This is a genomic window from Geitlerinema calcuttense NRMC-F 0142 (assembly GCF_030285425.1).
The window spans coordinates 1-19872 of record NZ_JASVEJ010000011.1; the positions used below are offsets into that span (position 1 = coordinate 1).

Genomic DNA, 19872 nt, shown 5'->3' on the forward strand with positions numbered 1-19872 from the left:
CATCCCCCCACCCTCTTCTCACTCGGAACTCAGAACTCGGAACTCGGAACTCGCTACTCTCTTCCCCACTCAGCACTCAGCACTTTCAACTCAGCACTGAAGATAAGTGACGGTCATTACGAATGTCAGGTAACGACAGACCAGAGCTAAGATAACGCAAAATAGAACTGGTACAGCAGCCAGAAATTAGATAGAAACCTTATGGATAGCAATACTTTACTCAAACAACTCCTGCTAATTGGTGTGGGGACAACCTCATTAGTGGCTGAAAAACTGCGGGAAGTCAGCGATGAGTGGGTGAAAAACGGAACCGTCAACCCCGAACAAGCAAAAGGGATGGTTGATGACCTTATGGAACGGTTAAAGACCGAACAAGGCAATTTTGATTCCCAAATGCAGCGTCAGCTCCGAAATGTGTTACAGGATCTAGGAGTACCTCGCCAATCAGAACTCGATGAGTTGCGGGGACGACTCGACCGCCTAGAACGCCAAATTCGAGATTTAGAAAATAAGCATTGGCGGTAGTTCACCCATTGTTAAGGAGTAGTTGTCGTGCGAGAAATTTTAATCAGCGTCAGCGTGATGCTGGTTTGTGTCGTTGTTCTGGTGGTCTCCCAGATTGCCAGTTTTCGCGGTGAAGCGAATGCTGCGAATATGCCCTCAGCGGGGATTGAAGATTTGGTCGTTATTGACCCAGTAGCGAGTCAAATTGTGGCCCAAGCTGCTGAAACTCTAGTTGCACCTGCTGAAGGAGAAACAATTACAACTCCTTCAGGTTTGCAATATATCGTTCTCAAAGAAGGAACTGGCGCAACCCCCAAACGGGGCGATACCGTGGTTGTACATTACACGGGTACCTTAGCTAGTAATGGCAGAAAGTTTGATAGCTCTCGCGATCGCAATCGCCCGTTTTCCTTCAGAATTGGGGTAGGGCAAGTGATTAAAGGTTGGGATGAAGGCGTGGGTACAATGAAGGTCGGCGAACGCCGCCAACTCATTATTCCCCCAGAGTTAGGCTATGGAGAACGCGGCGCAGGGGGTGTGATTCCTGCCAACGCTACGCTAGTTTTTGATGTAGAACTGCTGAGAATTAGCTAGAGATTAGCAATTTCCGTCCTATCTATACATCAGTTGCACTCCTTCTCCTCAATCCCAAGCCAAGGGGCGCTAGAGAAGGTTCTGCTTTGATTGAGGATAGCGATAGATCGAGTACAGAGATTGAGGTAGGGTTTCAATTAAGCAACCTCAATCTCTCCTTTTCTTTCTCCAACCTTCCCATTCCCAATCTCTGCACAACAGGTATTTATTAAATCTTCAACCCCTTCAACCGGGTAAATGGGGGTTTGCAACTGCGCTTCAACGTCTGCAACGCTCATATCATCGAGAAACACAGCTTCTCCCTGTTTAAGCATCACGGTGGGTAGCAGAATGCCATCGCCTAATGCTTGTCCTTGTAAAGATAAAAGCAAATCCTGACCCGTTAGCAAGCCTGTGACGGTAATCTCTCTCCCCCAATACTCGCTGCGGAGGGCGGCTAAACGCACCTCTAAGCCTTCAACTTGGTTGAGTTGGGTGACAAGGGGTGCAAAGGCTTTTTCAACCGCATTTCCCACCACCCAGGTTAAGCTACGCGGTTGAGGGAGGCGTTTGGGTAATAACGCTTTTGCCGTTTGCTGGAATTCTTTAATAAATAGACGAATAGAGCCAACCCCATTCCCAATTTGAGGATAATCTTCATAATGGGATTCCGGCGGTATGGGTTCGCCAGCAATCAGAAACCACTCGTCGGCTAACCACACTAGAGTAGAATGCAGTTTTTGCCGAAATTGAACTTGCAAGCGTTGAACTTGCTGAATCACTTCTTGGGCTTTTTCCACAGAGACGGGAATCAGTTCGTCATCGGTGGGTCGAAATTTGGTGAGACCTACGGGAACCACGGCGATAGAGGCTACGGCGGGAATTTCGCCTTTGTGGAACTGGGCTAAATCTAAGAGGGTTTTTTCCAGGTGTTCGCCGTCGTTAATTCCCGGACAAACGACGACTTGAGCATGAATTTGCAACCGTTTTTTTTGAAACCAGCGCAATTGGTCTAAAAGTTGTCCGGCGCGAGGGTTTTTTAACAGTCGCGTGCGAATTTCGGGTTCTGTGGCATGAACGGACACGTAAAGCGGAGAGAGGCGCATTTGGTCAATTCTGTCCCACTCTCTCTGGGTAAGGTTAGTGAGGGTCAGATAACTGCCGTAGAGAAAACTCAGGCGGTAGTCATCGTCTTTAAGATATAAGCTTTGACGCTTTCCAGGGGGCTGCTGGTCGATAAAGCAAAAAGGACAGCGGTTATTACACTGAATTAAGCCATCAAATAGGGCGGTTTCAAATTCGAGTCCGAGGTCTTCGTCGTAGTCTTTCTCAATTTCGAGATGGTGCGTTTTCCCGCGAGTGTCCAGCACTTCAAGTTCTAGGAACTCGTCGGCGCACAGAAATTGATAGTCAATTAAATCTCGCGGTTGCTGACCGTTGATGGAGATAATGGCATCTCCGGGTTCAAATCCCATTTCATCAGCAATGGAGTTAGGGAAGACGCGGCTAATTGTCGCTGGACGCATGGAAACAGCGCTCATGGCTGGTGGGGAAATAACAAATAATCGGCTGTTCCGATCCTAGCTGTTTTCGATCAACCCTGTGGCGATCGCGCTGAGGATAACGACGCCAAAAATTAACCGATACCAGATGAATAACCAGGTACTGCGGGTTTGCAAAAAGCGAATCAGCCAAACAATGGACAGATAAGAGAAAATCGCAGCCGACACTAAGCCGATGAAGACGTTGGCGAGGCTGTTGGTGGCAAAGCCATCTTTAAGGACGCCAACAAATTCAACAATCCCAGCTAGGGTAATGGCGGGAAGCCCTAACAGGAAGGAAAATCGCGCTGCTGTTGCGCGTTCTAAGCCAATAAATAAACCGGCGGTGATGGTGGAACCGGAACGGGAAACCCCTGGCATGAGGGCGAGGGCTTGAGCTAGTCCCATATTAATCCCGTCCCAAACGTTAAGGTCGGTAAAGTTGCGCTTGCGTTTCCCTAGGCGTTCGGCGATTCCCAATAATAGAGACATGAGAATTGAGGCGGCGGCGATCGCTGCCATGCTCCGTAGGGGAGAGTTATCATAATCGGGGACAAAGATTTTCAGCAATCCCCCGAAAAATAGAATCGGCAGAGTTCCTAAACCAATACCTAGCGCCATCTGATAGTCTTGATGCTCGTAATCTCGGCGTTGAATCGCCCCCCAAGCCCCTTGGGTAATTTGCACTAAGTCGCGCCAAAAGTACCACAAAACGGCCCCAATACTGCCCAGTTGAATCACCGCAGTAAAGGTGACGCCCGGATCTCCCCATCCTAGAAATACAGGAATAGCCTTTAAGTGAGCTGTACTGCTAATCGGGATAAATTCGGTTAACCCCTGCACCATCCCTAAAAAAGCAGCTTGCCAAATATTCATCTGTTCGCTAAGTGGCGAAATTTCAGCCGTCGGCGGTACCTGAGCGGTTGCCTTCCAGGCTTCTAAGCCCAGCAGGAACAGCGCCGTAAAGGTCGCTAAACTCGTAAGCTTTAGCGCTTGATTTCGAGTCATACTCTGTTTTTGGAAAATACTGGCCGCATTGTAATCAATTTTAAATCTCTTGCGAAACCCCCATGTATGACGATTCGGTGAAGTTTGCCGATTGGTCTTACAATAAAAATACCCCCCAGGGGGATACGGGCAAGAATCGACAAATCTGATATCTTAAAAAAGATAAACTTAAGTAACAAAAATTAAAATCGCTTTGCTTAATCACACCCCCTTTTCCGAGCTATCGACCGTCAATCGCTGGGGAAGCGATCGCAAAACCCAATGGTGGCAAACCTTAACCTATCCTGGGCCGTGGCAGGTTGGCATTGTTTCCCTACTCTTAGTTAGCGTCCCGGTTTTTTTCCAAGCGCCTCTGGTGCGCCAATTCCCAATTCTGAGTTTGCTGCTCACCTTGGGGTGGGTGGCGCTGGGGTACGTTTGGCGATCGCAAGAACAGACCGAATTGTGGGGCGATTTAATCTTAGGATTTAGCTGGAGTTGGCTGGCGGGTTCCATTTATTGGGGATGGTTGCGCTGGGAACCCCTCTTCCACCTTCCCGTAGAAGCCATTGGCGTTCCCTTCGTTCTCATCAGCCTCTGGCGTCGTTCGGGTAGCGTTGGCAACTTATTTTACCTCGGCTCCTTATTCGGCACCGCCGTCACCGATATTTATTTTTACCTTGTTAATTTAATTCCGCACTGGCGTCAACTCATGCAAGTTGAGCCAGAACTAGACTTGATTCGTCCCATCTTTAAAAATGCGATCGCTCAAATTCAAACCCCTTGGGGCCTCAGTTGGGCGATCGCGCTGATCGTCATTTTACTGCTAGCAGGACTTTTGCCCCTGCGTTCCAAAAAGTCTTACTGGTGGGCATTCGGTGGAGCAGTCTTGAGTACAATTTTAGTGGATAGTCTTTTCTGGGTTGCAGCTCGATCGGCAGCATGAAGTCAAGAGTCGGTTAAAGGTTATAACAGAATTGCGTGTTGTCATCGCCCTCATGCAACCTGAACGTCTAACCCGATCGTCTTGAACCCCGTAAACCATCCCCAACTCAGTTCAAGAGGCGGTTTCCCCAAGTCAGTCTCAAAACCTCACCCTTTGAGGCTTCGCGAGATTGAAAAAGGAAACCCAATTCCCTTTTGAACCCCCTCCCCCTAGCACTGACAGGAATGGATGTGTCAGGATGCATCATAGGGAAACATTCTCTAATGACTCAGCCCTCAGTGACTCTAGAATCCAATCCTCATCTCGTCCTGCAAACCGACTCAGGAAAGCGCTATTTACCCCTAGTTGGTAGTAACTGCTGGACGATTGGTCGAAGTGAAGATAATAACTTGGTTCTCTCCGATCCGTGGATCTCGCGCAACCACGCGATGTTGCAATGTACAGAAACCGGAGACTACTACCTGATCGATCTAGGCAGTCGAAATGGCTCGTTTGTCAACGGACGCCGAGTCAGCGTTCCCGTCACCCTCAAACATGGCGATCGCCTCACCTTCGGTCAAACCGAATTGGATTTTTATTGTCCTTCAGTTCCCAACAACCCCAGCGACGCAATGGGGTTAGATTCTGGAGAATTTAATGCCACCGCCACGCTACACGTCCGCCGCCTCATTTCAGTTGTCGTTGTCGATATTCGCAACTTCACCGTCTTAACCCGCCAACTCGACGAAACGGTTCTTTCCGAAATGATTGGCAGTTGGTTCCGCCATGCGGGCAATATTATCCGCCAGCGCGGGAGCTGGGTCGATAAATATATTGGCGATGCGATCATGGCCGTCTGGTTTCACGGCACTCAAGGCGTTAACCAAGAAGAACTCTTCCGCATTCTCCACGCCTTAAGCGATCTGCATAAAATGACTGAGGAATTGACCACCCGCCATCCCCTCCCCTTCCCCCTTCGCATTGGCGCGGGTTTGAACACGGGGTATGCAATGGTGGGGAATACAGGTAGCGGCGATCGCCCCGACTATACCGCCCTAGGCGATACCGTCAACTCTGCCTTCCGGCTAGAAACCTGTACTAAACAAATCGGTCAAGATGTAGCACTCGGTAAGACGACTTATCAATATTTAGCCAGTTTTAGCGCCGATCCCACTGGATTCGCCGAATATTCAGTCAATCTCAAAGGTTACGAAACCCCAACAATTACCTATGCCTGCTCGTTTGACGACCTTGACAAATTTTTATTAACCCAGGAAACTCCCGAATCTGAACAACAAGAGCGCTGAAATTGTACAGATGAGTCCGATAATAGATCGATATATATTCGCAATCCAGTGTCCAGATTACACTTTAATTGTTGGGAGGGATCGATTTAATGAGACGCTTTGCTTGCTGGGTATCGATAGTAATCATGGCAGTCGCTTGTCTTAACTTGACCAGCGTCGGTCGTGCCAATGCCCTAACCTTGTCAGATGTACGCTTGGGTAGCTCCACGGTACTGGCCGCAGAAGTCACCCCACTCCGCAATAAGGCGGACGAAAAGCTAGCAACCGAGTTTGGCAAGAAAATTGATTTAAATAACACCAATGTCCGCGCGTTCCGGCGGTATCAAGGGATGTACCCCACGCTTGCCGCTAAAATTGTGGAGAATGCGCCTTACGATAGCGTTGAATCTGTTCTGAAAATTTCTGGCTTGAGCGATCGCCAAAAAGAAATTTTGCAACAAAATTTGGATAACTTTACCGTGACCCGCGTTGAAACCGTTTTCACGGAGGGAGACGATCGCATCAATAACGGAATTTACGACTAATCGCTAACCTTAAAGGGCGGGCTTTGAGTCCGTCCTTTCTCTGAACCCTTTTTACTGCTGAATTTAGCCCTTGAACGCCAATATTCCTCAGCCGCAGCTCTCTGACTTGTATGACGCCCTAGTAGTCGGAGCAGGTGCGGCTGGCTTGTATGCTGCCCTGTGTTTGCCTCGTCACTATCGCGTCGGTTTAATTAGTAAAGATGCCCTAGCGCTCTCAGCTAGCGACTGGGCGCAAGGGGGAATTGCTGCCGCGATCGCCCCGGAAGATTCCCCAGAATTACATATTCACGATACGCTGCAAGCCGGAGCGGGTTTATGCGATCGCGAAGCGGTGGAATTTTTAGTTCGCCACGCGCCCCAATGTATTGAATCTCTAGTGAACTTAGGGGTCGAGTTCGATCGCCACGGAACGCAACTGGCCCTGACGTTAGAAGCCGCCCACTCTCGCCGCCGCGTCTTACACGCCGCCGACACCACTGGGCGCGCCGTCGTCAGTATTTTGGGCGAACGGGTTTTGCAATGTCCCCACATCACCACCATCCCGGAAGCCTTTGCCCTCAGTTTATGGCGGCATCCCCAGACGGGGGCTTGTCAGGGGGTGAGCGTGGCTTATCAAGGTCAAATTCGCTGGATACGCTCTAGGGCAGTAATTTTAGCGACGGGAGGGGGCGGACAGGTGTTTGCCCAAACCACAAATCCCGCCTTGAGTACCGGGGATGGCGTGGCGATCGCCTATCGGGCGGGTGCCTTATTGCGAGATCTAGAGTTTTTCCAATTTCATCCCACCGCCCTAACCAAACCTGGGGCCCCGCATTTTTTAATTAGCGAAGCCGTGCGCGGCGAAGGAGCGCATTTAGTCGATGCTCAAGGGCGGCGTTTTGCTTTTGACTATCACCCCCAGGGGGAACTTGCCCCCAGGGATGTGGTCAGTCGTGCAATTTTTAGCCACCTACAAGCCACCTCAGCGCCTCATGTGTGGTTAGACTTACGCCCCATTCCCCGCGAAACGATTCAAAAGCGTTTTCCCAATATCTTTCAGGTTTGCCAACATTGGGGAATTGATATTTTTTCAGAGCCGATCCCCGTGGCACCGGCTGCCCATTACTGGATGGGGGGCATCGCCACCGATCTGCAAAGTCGCACCTCAATTCCGGGCTTATATGCGGTGGGTGAAACGGCGAGTACGGGGGTGCATGGTGCCAACCGATTGGCGAGCAATTCTCTGTTAGAGTGTGTTGTATTCGGCGCTCAGTTAGCGCATCTAGAGTTATTGCCCCTGTTAGAAGACGAAACCCAACAGAAGGTAGAGGTACCGTTAGAGGCATTGCCTGCACCAGCGCAACTTGAAGCGATCGCAACTTCGCTCAAGGCGTTGATGTGGCAAAGTGCGGGAATTTGTCGTTCGGCTGAGGTGTTAGAAGCGGCGATCGCCAAACTCTCAGGGCTGCAACAAGAGTTTGAGCAACTGCCAAGCACGCAATTTTTCCAAAATCTTCAGCCGGGAACCCTCGTCCAGTTTCCCTCTCCAGAGTGCGATCGCACGTTACGACTGTGGGGAGAAACGTGGAACCTCTTGGAAATTGGTCAGCTTATTCTTAAAAGTGCCGTATTTCGGCAAGAAAGTCGCGGCGGTCATTATCGATCCGACTTTTCTCAAACCTCTGCGGCGTGGCAAACGCACACGCTTATCCAAAATTCTCGCTGGTGGCAATCGGTTCCCATTCCCGATTAAACAGCTTGGAGCAAGAACTACATCGTACCGGAACTGTCGCTGCTGTCGGGTCTACCGTTATCGGGGGGTTCATAATTGCGTAAGCCATTCCCGATCGTCTGTTGGAGTTGGAAATCGGAAGTTTCCGCAAACTGCAATTGGTGGGGGGCTGCCCACGCATTGCCAACAGCCATCGCTTGAAAACTGAGCGCCAGTGCCAGTGTTCCTGTAAGCCTTAGTAAAGTGCCTGTAATGTGCATGACTGTAGGCCAATGACTCCTTCGATTATTATATCAGTACATCCACTGAAGTCGATAAAATCCGTAAATGTACGGTAGCTGTTTCGAGCAACTTATCAATACTCAATACTTCAGGGTTTTTTGCTCTGATTCGGGACAAAATTGAGGGACTTTTATAAAGTCTTGTTGAAAGCGAACGATCGCGATCGGAAAATACGGGAACCAGCGCGATCGCCGATGACTTCAGCCCCTAACTTGCAACCGTTACAGCTCGGACTGATTTTGGCTATGGCATTCCGAATCATTCGGATGTGGCAGCCTCGCGCGATCGCAATCCGAGGCATTAGGAAGATTGTGCCAGAATTCGTAGCGATTTTTCCCTAGATCTTTGGCTCGGTACATGGCCGTGTCAGCACATTTAATTAAATTCTCTATCTTCTCGGCATCCACCGGATAGAGACTAATTCCGATGCTCGTAGTCACTGATAGGGTTTGACCGTTAATCGAAAAACTTTGCATCAAGGTGGATAAAATCTTGTCAGCCACCCTTGCTGCATCCGCAATTGTGGGAATTTTAGGCAAAATCACCGTAAATTCATCGCCGCCAAACCGAGCCACGGTATCGCTACTCCGCAAGCATCCCGTTAAGCGCAGCGCCACCGCCTTTAAGAGCATATCGCCGCCATCGTGACCCAGCGTATCATTAATATCCTTAAAGCCATCCAAGTCTAGAAATAAAATCGCAATCCAATGATGGTTTGCTTCCGCCTCGGCGATCGCCTGCGTTAAATTCTCTTCAAACAGCTTGCGATTGGCCAGTCTCGTCAAATTGTCGTGGTAGGCTAAATAGCGCATTTGGTTCTGGGAAACCTTTAACTCCTCATTCGAGAGCTTCAACTCTTCTTCCCGGCGCTTGCGTTGCGTAATATCGCGCATCACCCCAACCAAAAACAAATTCCCAGCAGCATCTTGGTGTAGCGATCGCTTTGTGGCAATTAAATGCGTCACCCCCCGCGCATCAGTCAGCGACTCTTCGCTTTCTTGCGACTCGTGGGTGAAAAAGGTCTCCTCATCGTGTTGGCGAAAAGCCTCAGCCTCTCGCCGAGAAAAGACATCGCGATCCGATTTCTCCAGCAAAGCTTCGAGGGGATAGCCAATCAAGTTACAGTAAGCTTGGTTGAGGACAACCCAGCGATGGTTTTTATCCTTGACGAAGACCGGATCGGGAATCGAATCGATTACCTTATGTAAAAACTCTTTGGAACGGTTTAACTCTTCCTTTTGGTGAGCCAAATAACTGATGATGAAGATGGCCGATCCGCTCAAGGCGATCGCGGGTGGCACAAAAGGCAGCCACCACCCCACCAAAAAGGCAGCATAGCACGCGCCCGTTAACCCCAAAAGAGCGGTAAATAAGTGCAACCCCAAACGCTGGGGCGAACTAATCGACCAACTAAAACTCGCGCCCAAATACGCCCAAACCAATATCCACAGCCATTCCAAGGGATTGGGGAGCGTTTGTAAAATGGGGCGATCGTACAGGGCAACATCCAGAATTTGGCTGATAAAGTTAGCCTGTAATTCCACCCCCGATACAGCTTTTTTAGAGACGATTAACCCGTTACTATAGGGAGTGCGAAAAAAGTCGCGCAAGCGAGTAGCCACCGAACCGATCAACACAATGCGATCGCGCAATAAATCGGCCTCAACCTTGCCCTCAATCACATCCATCATGGAAACGCGGGTATAGGTTTCCGCCGGCCCGCGAAAATCCGCTAAGATTTGATAGCCTTTATCATCAACGCGTACGTAACCCCCATCATTAGAGCGGAAGGGACGAAAAACGCCCTCGCCCAATTGCAGATACTGGGGATTGCTCTGAGCCGGCATTGGAGTAATGCCATAGTGCTGAAGATACAGAAAAGCGATCTTGAGAGCAAAGCTGGTGCGAGCTTTACCATCGATATGCATGTAAAGGGTATTGCGCCGAACCGTGCCATCTGGATCGGTGACAACGTTATTAAAACCCACGCGACGATCTTTAACCAGGCTTTGGGGTGCAGGCACTCCAGACCAATACGTATCCGCTAGCCACTCAATGCCAATCAGATTGGGTAAGCTTCCCATCACTTCCTGAAGCTCGGCATGACCTGGTTCAATGGGCAAGTCGCGGTAGATATCTAAGCCAATTACCTTCGGTTGATAGCTGGCAATGGCTGTCAGCAGGTCTGCCATTACGGCGTCAGGAATGGGCCAGGTGCCGATGGTTTGCAAGTCGGCTTCATCAATGCCCACAATAACGATACGTTCGTCCTGCGGTGGCGTGGGGCGAAGGGTGTAGAACTGATCGAGGGCTGTCCATTCACTGGCCTGAAGTAGCCCCATAAAGCGGAGCAAGATCGTTAAGCCCGTAATTCCAAAGGAGGTGAAGAAAACGCGTCGTTCTTCACCCCCCTGATGTTTCAAACTAGCCCAAAAGCGCTTGGCTTTTTTGCCTAGCTTCATATTGGTTTAGACAAAACTGGAATGATTCAATCGTAAACTGATTTTTGGAGATTGCGAGATACCCTGGAAAGCGTTGCAACTTGAGCGCAACTTTGAAGTTTTAGTATAACTAGCTTTTCTGGTAACTGGCACCTTCAACGCTTGAGAAATCCACTTCCTCACTTAACGGGTGACGCTGGTCGAGGGGCGCAGGGCGACCGGAACTTCTGACTCAATTTGCACCTGAACGATAGTCGGCTGTTGAGGTCCAGTCTGGGAGAACTGTATGGGTTTGGATTTGTGTTGACCGGCAATGAGAGCGACAGCCACGGTGAAAGCGATCGCGTGGAGAGCCGTAGAACTTTTAACCGGAAGTAAGCGAGCCATAACAGTTCCCCGTCACACAGAGTCTATAACTGTTATCGCATTGCGGTCTTCCCCCAAGCTGTGATATGAAAAAGTTAACTTTTGTGATTCGAGTCACACCAGGGGTTGATTTCACATCCACCTCAAGGGGGAATTCTGCTCTGTACCTAGCGCAGGAAGTTGCGCGGCCCTTGGTAGCCCGATAGTTGCGCGAGCGACTCTAGGCTCTGAACGCCGGGATACATCTGTCCGCGAATTTCCCAGGTGGGGAAGCCGGTAATGCCTTGAGAACGACAGAGTTCCATTTGGGAGTTTTGACCGTCAGCCGCACATTCAACGTAATTAATCAGTTGAGCGGCTTCTCTGCCAAACAGTTCTTTTTGGTCGTGGCAGTGGGGACACCAATAGGCCCCGAATTCTCGCGCCCCAATTTCGCTGAGGTGGCGTGCTAGGGCAATTTCTGCCTCGCCTGAAACGGTGGTGACGGGTGGAGGCGTTCTTGCATCTTGCTGTTGAGCTACGGGCGGTTGGTTAACGTTGGCATATAAACCTAATGCACCCAATAGAACCACCATCCCCACAATAATTCCGGTAAACAACAACTGGCCGACATCTTCCCAGGCATGACCCACAATTGTGAGGACAAACAGCGCTAGGGAGAAAATTGCGGAAGCAACGCAGTACGGGCAAAATGCCTGAACAACCGCTGCCATAATGTACATCAGATAGGCGCTACCCACGAGCATGGCGGTTGCGCCAATAAACAGGAGAAACCAAGTTGATTTTTCGAGTTGTGATCGCCGTTCTTTCTGAGTTTCGGCATTGACGAGCAAAGGGGCGATCGCCAACAGCCCCATTGTCAAGTAACCTAAAAAGCCAAATAAGGTCAAGGGAATGCCCATAACCATTGCGTAGGGACTGGTGAGGACCAGTTCGCAGCCAGTAGTGGGACAGACTGCTGATGCATTGCCCGTCAGTTCTGCAACGGTGAGAAACGCTGTTTCTAGGGCACCTAATGTTGCGATCGCCGCTAGAGCGGGACGCGACCAACGATGAATCCAGGGAGTAGAACGCCGACGCCTCATAATACCTTGCTCAAATCATTCAGTTTGCAATTGCTTCCAGTTCAGACCTATTGTACTAAAAGGTCTAGGGTTGCTCGTTTGTTAAAAATTGCGCGACCCTCTATAGCCAGATAAGGTGGCTAGCTTTTCTAACGATTGAGTGCCTAAATACAGTTCGCCATTAATGATCCATGTGGGAAAGGCGCGGATGTTTGCTGCTTGACACAAGGCGGGTTGAGGGTTTTCTCCTTGGGCGTCGCATTCAATGTAAGGCAACTGACGAGCCGCTTCGCGACCAAAGAGCCTCTTTTGATTGGTGCAGTGAGGGCACCAGTAAGCCCCATACATTTTCGCACCACTTTGGGCGAGATGTTCCGCCAGAGCAATTTGAGCGGGGTTGGAGGGGTTGGCAATGAGATCGTCAACTCGGTTAGAAGATTGGGCTTGGGCGACGGGAAATCGCGCGCCGATCGCAACGCCTACGGTTACAGCTAGGGCGATCGCGCCAAGACTCAACGGGACAATCAATTGGCGGGTTGCCCGCCCCTTGCTCCGGGATGAAGCTTGTTGCTCTTGCATGGCCAATTCCTCAACGTGAGTGCAGGGTACCTGATGGGTTGACGCTTCTGGGTTAGAAGTGTTGCCATCTGTTGTTGATTGTATCGAATCGCTTTCACTCCGAATAAGACGGAATTGGCACGCTAGAGGCGGGGGCTGTATTTTTGGCAGTAACTCCGCGACGCATGGCTTCTACAAAACGACTCACCCGAATGGGGTCGATGGGTTGGTCAATGCGTCCGTGCCGTTTGAGGGAACTTGATACAATGGCACCATCGGCGGCAGAAATCAGGGTGGAAATATTTTCCCAGTTGGCACCGCTACCAATAAAGACTGGCGTGCCTTTAGCAGCGGCGCTGGCAAGTTCGAGGTCTTCGAGGCTGGGCGGGCTGCCCGTTGCCCAACCGCTGAGAATCACGCCATCGGCTAACCCGCGCTCAATGGTTTCTTGAACGGCGGTGGTTAAATTCGGCGATCCCAAGGGTCGGGCGTGCTTCACCAGGACATCGGCCAAAATCTTAACGTTGCTATCGAGTTCGCGGCGATAGCGCATCAGTTCGCGGGCGGGTCCTTCTATTAGCCCCTGATCGGTCGCCATTACACCCGTAAGGACGTTGACGCGCACAAAAGCGGCCCCCGTACAACTGGCGATCGCCAAAGCGCTGTGGGCGTCATTTCGCAAGACATTGACTCCAATCGGCAGCGTCACCAGGTTCATGATCCGATCGACTATTAAGGTCATCGCACTCACAACTGCTGGATCGACGCTCTCTTTTGCGAAGGGCGCATCGAAAAAGTTTTCTACAATAATCCCGTGAACGCCACCAGAGGCTAAAGCAGTGGCTTCTTGCTCGGCTCTGGCGATCGCACTTTTCAGGTTTCCTCCCCAACGCGCCGAGGTGGGGAGGGGTTGTAAATGAACGACACCGATGATGGGATTCGGCGTTTTAAATATCTGATTTAAGTCCACTGATTTACCGTTCGGACTCGCTGACCAAAAAACGAAGGAAAAAGGTACTGAACAGTTCCAAGCATTCCATAAGGCAAACTCGCTTACCCGTCCCAGGACCCAGGTAAACTGGGCGTACAGCTCTCTGCTTTCATCGAACCTCCCAGTTGGGAAATGAACCTCCTTGGAATGTGCTGTTTCACGTTTTAGTTGACCTTTTTACAACAAGCAGCATCGGACTTTTTCGATTCAACAAATTCAAAGAATTTCTCGATCTCGAAGGGATACGACTAGCCTAATTGTACACGATGCGGCGATCGAATCCGACGAGAATCTAACTAAAGATTCCTAGACTCTGGGCAAGCCCCCCGGTAGAATTGGGGCAGTTTCAGCCCATCCGATCTCCAACTGTGGGGATCGCTGTTTGCGAGAAATCCCGTGAAATTCCTATTTGTGACTGATTTGGACAATACCCTCGTTGGGGATGATGCGGCTTTAGCCTTCCTCAACGACCGACTGTCGAGTTACCGCCAAGAGTATGGTACAAAGATCGTTTATTCAACTGGGCGATCGCTGGTCTCTTACAAGCACCTGCGATCGGAAAAACACTTGCTCGATCCCGATGCCCTCGTCACGGCGGTTGGGACTGAAGTTTACCTCAATCCCCAGGATGAAACCCCCGATTCTCAATGGTCGCAACAACTTTCGCCGGGATGGGATCGCGCGCGAGTCCTAGAGACAGCCGGCCAGTTTGCAGACTTGTTAGCTCAACCCGACTCGGAGCAACGACCGTTTAAGGTGAGCTATTTTTTAAGCGAAACTGTTGCCCCTGAAGTTCTTCCCCGGCTCGAAGACAAGCTCAAGGAACAAGACCTCAACTTTAAGCTAGTCTACAGCGGTGGTAAGGATTTGGATATCCTACCGGAAAAAGGAGATAAGGGGCTAGCGATGCAGTTTCTCCGGCAAAAATGGCAGATTCCCCCGGAAAAAACTGTGGTCTGCGGCGACTCTGGGAATGATATTGCCTTGTTTAGCGTCGGGACAGAACGCGGCATCATTGTTGGAAATGCCCTTCCTGAATTGCGCCAATGGCATGAAGCCAATGGAACGGACTATCGCTATTTAGCTCAAAAAGCCTGTGCTGCCGGAATTTGGGAAGGTTTGCAATACTTCGGCTTTATCCAATAGGGATCTTCATCTAGGCTTTGATTGAAGCGTTTCTCGATCGGGGAAGCGCTTTTCGCGTGCCATAGAGTAGGATTGGAGCTGATTGACGATGCTGTCGTCGGTTGGATTAGCGTTAGCGAAACCCAACAGCAGCCAGGGTTGTGTTAAGTTTCGGATCTCAACCCACCCTACGCGACGATCTCGATTGTCAGTCAACCAGGGATTGGAGTCTTGCGCCATTATGTTTCTATGATTAGCTATCTCAAAGGTACTGTTGCAGAAATTCAGCAAAATAAGGGCAATCGGGTTGTCTTGCTGCTAGAAGTCAACCAGATGGGTTATGAACTGCAAATTTCTAAGCGTTTGGCGCAGCAACTTTCTGAAGCAGCGGCGGAGATGGTGCAAGTCTACACCCACTATCAGATCCGCGAAGACCAACCAATCTTATATGGGTTTGCCTCCTCTGCCGAACGAGATTTATTTCGCCAACTGGTTAGCGTCAATGGAATTGGCTCGCAGTTAGCGATCGCGCTTTTAGATACGCTAGGCTTACAAGACCTCGTTCAGGCCATTGTCACCGGGAACGTCAAGCAATTGGTCAGAACCCCAGGAGTAGGGAGTAAAACCGCAGAACGAATTGCCTTAGAATTGCGGACTAAGCTGGCTCAATGGCGGATGCAAACCGGGGTTTCTATTCCCACAACCGTGTCGCTGTCTCCCACCCTCCTAGAAGATGTAGAAATGACCTTGTTGGCGCTAGGGTATACCAGCCAAGAAATTACCCAAACCTTACAATCTCTCAGCCAGGAACCGGAGTTATCGGGCAATCAGGATGCTGAGGATTGGATTAGAAGCGCGATCGCTCATTTAAGCTAGAAAACGAGTATTCTCCACGCCTCAAACTTCCTGCACAGGATAGAGCTATTCCTGGTGTTTAGGGGTACCTAAAACTTATTTCTTCAGAATGATGTGCCTTTCTGGGAGTGCCAACGACAATACAGATATTCACTCGTTAAGTTTTCAGCGCTCGCTATGGCTTCCATCGAATTTAAGTTATTTGCTCCCTATAATAAAGGTGCTGCTTTAGTCGGTTCGTTTTCGGATTGGGAAGAAATCCCAATGGAAAAAGACGACAAAGGATATTTCAGAACCCAAGTAGAACTCAAAGACGGCGAGTATCAATACAAGTTTCGCGTTCAAACAAAGTCTTGGTTCTTTGAACCCGATGAATGGGTAGATGTTAACGATCCCTACGCCACAGATATTGATAACCCAACGCAGAACTGTGTTGTTCGCGTGAAGGACGGTCAAAGAATTACAGATACCTATGTTTGGCAAAATGATGACAAGGATTTGCCTCCCGACCATGCTTTAGTAATTTATGAAATGCATGTGGGTGATTTTTCTGGGGGAGAAGACGATCCTTACGAACGAGGCAAATACAAACACGTTATTGAAAAGTTAGATTATCTCTGCGACCTAGGGATTAACGCCATTGAACTAATGCCCGTTAAAGAATATCCCGGAGATTACAGTTGGGGATATAACCCGCGCTACTTCTTTGCTACAGAATCGAGTTATGGCACAACAGAAGGCTTAAAGCGTTTAGTCGATGAATGTCATGCTCGCGGTATTCGCATCATTATGGATGGGATTTACAACCATTCAGAAGCCGAAAGCCCCTTAACTCAAATCGATCACGACTATTGGTATCATCACTCTCCCCGCGATCCTGATAATAATTGGGGGCCGGAATTTAACTACGAGCATTACGACGAAAATCTCGATATCAAACCAGCTTGGCAGTTTATTGGAGATACCGTCCGTTTCTGGGTTCAGGAATATCATATTGATGGCATTCGCTTCGATGCAGCGCGACAAATTGCCAACTACGATTTTATGCACTGGATTGTAGAAGAAGCCAAAAAAACGGCAGGCTCAAAACCTTTTTATAATATTGCCGAGCATATTCCAGAAACAACCAGCATTACCAACTTTGATGGCCCAATGGATGGTTGCTGGCATGATAGCTTCTACCATTGCGTACTCGAACATATCTGCGGCGATACGTTTGACCTCGAACGCTTAAAAGATGTGATTGACTGCAAGCGTCAAGGATTTTTGGGCGCTACCAATGTCGTGAATTACTTAACCAATCACGACCATAATCATGTGATGGCAGAATTAGCAGAACGCGACATCTTTGACGAAGCAGCGTTTAAGCGGGCAAAATTAGGAGCAGCGATCCTGATGACCGCAGTAGGCGTTCCTTTAATTTGGATGGGCGAAGAGTTTGGCGAATTTAAACATAAAACAATTGACCAGGCTAAAATTGATTGGACGCTGCTTCAGCACGAGAATAATCAAGGTTTGCTGAACTACTACAAAGGTTTGATCGATCTTCGCAAACACAATCATGCTCTCTATACAGAGAATATTGAGTTCTTCTACGAAAATGCTGAAGATCGAGTGTTAGCCTATACCCGCTGGAATGACGAAGGTTCTCGCGTTGTAGTGGTGGCGAACTTCTCCGATAGCTTCCGCGCTGGCTATACTATTCCTCATTTTCCCGAAAATGGGACGTGGCACGAATGGACGGGAGATTATGATATTGAGGCAGGCGATAATCAAATGATGATGGACTTGCCAGAATACGAAGCGAAAGTTTTTGTTTGGCATTAGTTTTGCAAGTTTAATCTGAATTTAGTGTTTGGGCAGCGATCCTCAAAAGATGTAGGATCGCTGCCTAGCGTTTGGCTATGGGGCTGCTACAGCATTTTTGGGCAATTTCTTTAAATTCCCTTACCCCAGGCAAATAAAGCGCGATCGCACCCTCTCTCAGCCCGCCAAAAAAACCAGACCCCTATTGAACGCCACCCCAAGGATTGTGGTATGATACTAAATTGCTGCGTTTTCGTAGATAGATACCCATGACTTTGCCGCAAGAGCGCAAACACGAGATTATTTCGGAATTCCAAGTTCACGAAACCGACACTGGATCGGCTGACGTGCAAATTGCCGTTCTCACCGAACGGATTAACCGCCTGAGTACCCATCTCAGAGCCAATAAAAAAGATTATGCTTCGCGCCGGGGCCTGCTGAAAATGATTGGTCAGCGCAAGCGTTTACTGGGCTACGTGCAACAGCACGATCAAACTCGTTATAGAGAACTGCTAGGTCGTTTAAACATTCGCGGATAAACAGGGGTATTGCTTATGTCCCCGCAAAAAGATCGCGAGACTTCCCAGAGCGATCGCTTGCCCTTTGAACCCAACCGTCGCAAAAAGCCAGCGAAAACCGCCTCAGACGCTTCTAAAAACAGCGCTCCAGAGGCGGTGGCTACCCGGAATCAGCCCAAAAGCCGAAGCGCTGCGGGGAGCGATCGCTCCTCAAGTCGCACGATTCCAGAAGTGGTGAGCAAACGCATGGTGCGCCGGATGGCAACGCTGAGTGGAGTTCCCTTTGGACTAGCAATCTCAACTTTTTTTGCAAGTTACTGGATTGTCACCCAAACCGAGTTTCCGCTCCCTCATGTGGCTGTTGTCTTAGTGAGTATGGGATTCTTTGGACTCAGCGTTTTAGGCCTGAGTTACGGCGTTCTCTCTGCCTCCTGGGATGAACAAGCACCGGGAAGCCTTCTAGGTTGGCAAGAATTTACGACGAATTTTGGCAGAATGACCGCAGCTTGGCGGTCAAGCAAACAAAATGAATAAATCCGCTCGGTACTGGATGCGCGGCGACTTCTTGCAGATGAAGCTTTGTTGTCTTGTGCCGAGCTTCCCATTTTAAGGTTAAATCAAATTCAGTTAGACCCCTTAAAAATAAAGCCTAATTACTCAATAGGGAAAGTCAAACATGATTGTTGTCATGAAAAGCGGCACCCCAGATGCCGAAATTACTCGCGTTAGCGACGAACTCGGAACTTGGGGCCTCTCTCCAGAAAAGATTGTTGGTCAGCACAAAGTTGTGATCGGGTTAGTGGGCGATACCGCCGATCTCGATCAAGAGCGGATTCAAGAATTGAGTCCTTGGATCGAGCTAGTCTTGCGGGTTGAACAACCCTTTAAACGTGCCAGCCGCGAATATCGGCATGGCGAACCGTCTGAGGTGATCGTGCAAACGCCAAATGGCGCGGTTCCTTTTGGCGAACATCACCCCCTCGTTTTCGTGGCTGGGCCTTGCTCAGTTGAAAACGAAGCGATGATTGTTGAAACTGCCGTGCGGGTGAAGGCTGCGGGCGCTCAATTCCTGCGGGGAGGCGCTTATAAGCCGCGTACTTCTCCCTATGCGTTCCAAGGCCACGGCGAAAGCGCTCTAGAGCTACTAGCCGCCGCTCGCGATGCGTCTGGCTTGGGGATTATTACCGAAGTCATGGATACGGCTGATATTGAGAAGATTGCGGAAGTTGCAGATGTGCTGCAAGTCGGCGCGAGAAATATGCAGAACTTCTCGCTGCTCAAGAAAATTGGCGCTCAAGAAAAACCCGTCCTGTTGAAGCGGGGGATGTCGGCGACGATTGAAGAGTGGTTAATGGCAGCCGAGTATATTATGGCCGCAGGCAACCCCAATGTGATTTTATGCGAGCGGGGCGTGCGGACGTTCGATCGCCAGTATGCCCGCAATACGCTGGATTTATCGGCAATTCCAGTCTTGCGCGAGTTAACTCACCTGCCGATTATGATCGATCCCAGTCATGGGACGGGTCGCTATCAGTATGTCCCGGCGATGGCCAAGGCGGCGATCGCCGCCGGAGCTGATTCGCTGATGATTGAAGTTCACCCCAACCCGGCTAAGGCGCTTTCCGATGGCCCGCAATCCCTGACGCCGGAACGCTTCGATCGATTAATGCAAGAGCTATCGGTGATTGGGAAAGCCGTAGAACGCTGGCCCCAACCCGCTCCCGTTCTAGCTTAGTCGCCTAAAGATTGAACTGCGATAACCGTCAATGGCTGCAACAGACTGCGGAAATTGAC

20 protein-coding genes are annotated in these 19872 nt (G+C 49.8%); 12 read left to right on the forward strand and 8 right to left on the reverse strand.

The window, feature by feature from the left end; all coding sequences use genetic code 11:
* Nucleotides 1–201 precede the first annotated feature (201 nt).
* Both QQ055_RS02810 and QQ055_RS02815 read left to right on the forward strand, forming a co-directional pair.
* Nucleotides 202–525: a phasin family protein gene (locus QQ055_RS02810; protein ID WP_069967477.1), complete on the forward strand. Its 324-nt coding sequence runs from the start codon at nt 202–204 to the stop codon at nt 523–525.
* Nucleotides 526–552: 27 nt separating this feature from the next.
* Nucleotides 553–1098 carry an FKBP-type peptidyl-prolyl cis-trans isomerase gene (locus tag QQ055_RS02815; RefSeq protein ID WP_284476250.1) on the forward strand — a complete coding sequence of 182 codons (546 nt, stop codon included), beginning with the start codon at nt 553–555 and terminating at the stop codon, nt 1096–1098.
* A 137-nt stretch (nt 1099–1235) separates the two neighbouring features.
* Here the strand turns inward: QQ055_RS02815 and QQ055_RS02820 are convergent, their stop codons facing one another.
* Both QQ055_RS02820 and QQ055_RS02825 read right to left on the reverse strand, forming a co-directional pair.
* Nucleotides 1236–2618 carry a TIGR03279 family radical SAM protein gene (locus QQ055_RS02820; RefSeq protein ID WP_286004208.1) on the reverse strand — a complete coding sequence of 461 codons (1383 nt, stop codon included), beginning with the start codon at nt 2616–2618 and terminating at the stop codon, nt 1236–1238.
* A gap of 39 nt (nt 2619–2657) precedes the next feature.
* On the reverse strand, nt 2658–3626 hold the full coding sequence (locus QQ055_RS02825; RefSeq protein ID WP_432805992.1) for an undecaprenyl-diphosphate phosphatase: 969 nt from the start codon (nt 3624–3626) through the stop codon (nt 2658–2660).
* A 304-nt stretch (nt 3627–3930) separates the two neighbouring features.
* Between QQ055_RS02825 and QQ055_RS02830 the strand changes: the two genes are divergently transcribed.
* From QQ055_RS02830 to nadB, 4 genes are all read left to right on the forward strand, one after another.
* Nucleotides 3931–4551: a DUF3120 domain-containing protein gene (locus QQ055_RS02830; protein ID WP_284476280.1), complete on the forward strand. Its 621-nt coding sequence runs from the start codon at nt 3931–3933 to the stop codon at nt 4549–4551.
* Between the two features lie 263 nt (nt 4552–4814).
* Entirely contained in the window at nt 4815–5837 is a 1023-nt protein-coding gene (locus QQ055_RS02835) for an adenylate/guanylate cyclase domain-containing protein (protein ID WP_069967481.1), read from the forward strand.
* 89 nt (nt 5838–5926) lie between these two features.
* Entirely contained in the window at nt 5927–6361 is a 435-nt protein-coding gene (gene psbU, locus QQ055_RS02840; RefSeq protein WP_069967482.1) for a photosystem II complex extrinsic protein PsbU, read from the forward strand.
* 82 nt (nt 6362–6443) lie between these two features.
* Nucleotides 6444–8093 carry an L-aspartate oxidase gene (gene nadB, locus QQ055_RS02845; RefSeq protein WP_432805993.1) on the forward strand — a complete coding sequence of 550 codons (1650 nt, stop codon included), beginning with the start codon at nt 6444–6446 and terminating at the stop codon, nt 8091–8093.
* Nucleotides 8094–8110: 17 nt separating this feature from the next.
* Here nadB and QQ055_RS02850 read toward each other — a convergent pair whose 3' ends face one another.
* From QQ055_RS02850 to btpA, 6 genes are all read right to left on the reverse strand, one after another.
* On the reverse strand, nt 8111–8332 hold the full coding sequence (locus QQ055_RS02850; protein WP_141724379.1) for a hypothetical protein: 222 nt from the start codon (nt 8330–8332) through the stop codon (nt 8111–8113).
* A gap of 243 nt (nt 8333–8575) precedes the next feature.
* A complete protein-coding gene (locus QQ055_RS02855; protein ID WP_284476252.1) occupies nt 8576–10816 on the reverse strand; it encodes a CHASE2 domain-containing protein in 2241 nt (746 codons plus the stop codon).
* Nucleotides 10817–10978: 162 nt separating this feature from the next.
* A complete protein-coding gene (locus QQ055_RS02860; RefSeq protein ID WP_069967484.1) occupies nt 10979–11182 on the reverse strand; it encodes a hypothetical protein in 204 nt (67 codons plus the stop codon).
* Between the two features lie 146 nt (nt 11183–11328).
* Entirely contained in the window at nt 11329–12246 is a 918-nt protein-coding gene (locus QQ055_RS02865) for a vitamin K epoxide reductase family protein (protein ID WP_284476253.1), read from the reverse strand.
* Between the two features lie 81 nt (nt 12247–12327).
* A complete protein-coding gene (locus QQ055_RS10790; protein ID WP_069967486.1) occupies nt 12328–12804 on the reverse strand; it encodes a glutaredoxin family protein in 477 nt (158 codons plus the stop codon).
* A gap of 94 nt (nt 12805–12898) precedes the next feature.
* Nucleotides 12899–13753 carry a photosystem I biogenesis protein BtpA gene (btpA, locus tag QQ055_RS02875; RefSeq protein ID WP_284476254.1) on the reverse strand — a complete coding sequence of 285 codons (855 nt, stop codon included), beginning with the start codon at nt 13751–13753 and terminating at the stop codon, nt 12899–12901.
* A 417-nt stretch (nt 13754–14170) separates the two neighbouring features.
* On the opposite strand from btpA, the gene QQ055_RS02880 reads away from it, so the two are divergent.
* The 6 genes from QQ055_RS02880 to aroF all read left to right on the forward strand — a co-directional run bounded on the left by QQ055_RS02880 (nt 14171) and on the right by aroF (nt 19813).
* Nucleotides 14171–14920: a sucrose-phosphate phosphatase gene (locus tag QQ055_RS02880; protein WP_284476255.1), complete on the forward strand. Its 750-nt coding sequence runs from the start codon at nt 14171–14173 to the stop codon at nt 14918–14920.
* A 228-nt stretch (nt 14921–15148) separates the two neighbouring features.
* Entirely contained in the window at nt 15149–15775 is a 627-nt protein-coding gene (ruvA, locus tag QQ055_RS02885) for a Holliday junction branch migration protein RuvA (protein ID WP_069967533.1), read from the forward strand.
* Nucleotides 15776–15931: 156 nt separating this feature from the next.
* Nucleotides 15932–17581, forward strand: coding sequence for an alpha-amylase family glycosyl hydrolase (locus QQ055_RS02890; RefSeq protein ID WP_284476256.1), 1650 nt, complete (start codon nt 15932–15934; stop codon nt 17579–17581).
* Nucleotides 17582–17829: 248 nt separating this feature from the next.
* On the forward strand, nt 17830–18099 hold the full coding sequence (rpsO, locus tag QQ055_RS02895) for a 30S ribosomal protein S15 (RefSeq protein WP_069967490.1): 270 nt from the start codon (nt 17830–17832) through the stop codon (nt 18097–18099).
* 15 nt (nt 18100–18114) lie between these two features.
* A complete protein-coding gene (locus tag QQ055_RS02900) occupies nt 18115–18612 on the forward strand; it encodes a PAM68 family protein (protein ID WP_284476257.1) in 498 nt (165 codons plus the stop codon).
* 142 nt (nt 18613–18754) lie between these two features.
* Entirely contained in the window at nt 18755–19813 is a 1059-nt protein-coding gene (aroF, locus tag QQ055_RS02905; RefSeq protein ID WP_284476258.1) for a 3-deoxy-7-phosphoheptulonate synthase, read from the forward strand.
* The last annotated feature ends 59 nt before the right edge of the window (nt 19814–19872 follow it).

What these genes read in the sequence shown, in the direction of transcription:
- QQ055_RS02810 (WP_069967477.1), top strand. Translation starts at nt 202, where the DNA reads ATGGATAGCAATACTTTACTCAAACAACTCCTGCTAATTGGTGTGGGG.
- QQ055_RS02820 (WP_286004208.1), bottom strand. Translation starts at nt 2,618, where the DNA reads ATGAGCGCTGTTTCCATGCGTCCAGCGACAATTAGCCGCGTCTTCCCT.
- QQ055_RS02825 (WP_432805992.1), bottom strand. Translation starts at nt 3,626, where the DNA reads ATGACTCGAAATCAAGCGCTAAAGCTTACGAGTTTAGCGACCTTTACG.
- QQ055_RS02835 (WP_069967481.1), top strand. Translation starts at nt 4,815, where the DNA reads ATGACTCAGCCCTCAGTGACTCTAGAATCCAATCCTCATCTCGTCCTG.
- psbU (WP_069967482.1), top strand. Translation starts at nt 5,927, where the DNA reads ATGAGACGCTTTGCTTGCTGGGTATCGATAGTAATCATGGCAGTCGCT.
- QQ055_RS02850 (WP_141724379.1), bottom strand. Translation starts at nt 8,332, where the DNA reads ATGCACATTACAGGCACTTTACTAAGGCTTACAGGAACACTGGCACTG.
- QQ055_RS02855 (WP_284476252.1), bottom strand. Translation starts at nt 10,816, where the DNA reads ATGAAGCTAGGCAAAAAAGCCAAGCGCTTTTGGGCTAGTTTGAAACAT.
- QQ055_RS02860 (WP_069967484.1), bottom strand. Translation starts at nt 11,182, where the DNA reads ATGGCTCGCTTACTTCCGGTTAAAAGTTCTACGGCTCTCCACGCGATC.
- QQ055_RS02865 (WP_284476253.1), bottom strand. Translation starts at nt 12,246, where the DNA reads ATGAGGCGTCGGCGTTCTACTCCCTGGATTCATCGTTGGTCGCGTCCC.
- QQ055_RS10790 (WP_069967486.1), bottom strand. Translation starts at nt 12,804, where the DNA reads ATGCAAGAGCAACAAGCTTCATCCCGGAGCAAGGGGCGGGCAACCCGC.
- ruvA (WP_069967533.1), top strand. Translation starts at nt 15,149, where the DNA reads ATGATTAGCTATCTCAAAGGTACTGTTGCAGAAATTCAGCAAAATAAG.
- QQ055_RS02890 (WP_284476256.1), top strand. Translation starts at nt 15,932, where the DNA reads ATGGCTTCCATCGAATTTAAGTTATTTGCTCCCTATAATAAAGGTGCT.
- rpsO (WP_069967490.1), top strand. Translation starts at nt 17,830, where the DNA reads ATGACTTTGCCGCAAGAGCGCAAACACGAGATTATTTCGGAATTCCAA.
- QQ055_RS02900 (WP_284476257.1), top strand. Translation starts at nt 18,115, where the DNA reads ATGTCCCCGCAAAAAGATCGCGAGACTTCCCAGAGCGATCGCTTGCCC.
- aroF (WP_284476258.1), top strand. Translation starts at nt 18,755, where the DNA reads ATGATTGTTGTCATGAAAAGCGGCACCCCAGATGCCGAAATTACTCGC.